Annotated in this window: 1 protein-coding gene; it reads left to right on the top strand. The window is 32.4% G+C overall.

Annotated elements, in window-relative coordinates:
• The first annotated feature begins 44 nt into the window (after window positions 1–44).
• Window positions 45–533 carry a DUF1376 domain-containing protein gene (locus ACFILW_RS11050; protein ID WP_375685860.1) on the top strand — a complete coding sequence of 163 codons (489 nt, stop codon included), beginning with the start codon at window positions 45–47 and terminating at the stop codon, window positions 531–533.
• The last annotated feature ends 23 nt before the right edge of the window (window positions 534–556 follow it).

The raw sequence follows: 556 nt of genomic DNA, 5'->3' as shown, positions 1-556 counted from the left end.
AGATAATTTCACTTGCAATAATAATAAAGAAAGGGAGGTGAAGTATGTCAACTAAGTTGCCATGGACGAGGCTTTTTTCTTCACAATGGATTGTTGATGTTAGTGGCATGAGTATAGTGGAAAAAGGTCTTTATATGACACTTGTCTTATATATGTATGAAGAGCGCCGCCCTATTATTGAAGATGCTCCCAAATTAGCACGGTGGGCAGGTTGTTCAGTGAGAGTTCTAAAAAATACATTAGACATCTTATTACGCGATGAGAAGATCATACGTTTAGAAGATGGTCGTTTGTGGAGTTTAAGAGTTGAAGAGGAACTCAATAACTCAAATGATAATTTAAATAAGTTTTCAGAAAGAGCACAAAAGGCAGCAAAGGCAAGATGGGATAAAAATACAACTTATGCTTGTAATTATGCTAAAAATGCTAATAGCAATGCTTATGCAATGCTAGATGATGCCATTAACATTAACAATAACAAAAAAATAAAAATATTATTTTATCAAAAAGAGAAATTGATTTTGAAAATTTAGAAACAAACGATTTTGTTGAAAAG

The organism is Bartonella sp. TT110JLCBS (genome assembly GCF_042193405.1).
Classification (GTDB): Bacteria; Pseudomonadota; Alphaproteobacteria; order Rhizobiales; family Rhizobiaceae; genus Bartonella.
The sequence above is the reverse complement of the archived record's forward strand: the minus strand, read 5'-3'. Positions and strand labels throughout refer to the sequence as shown.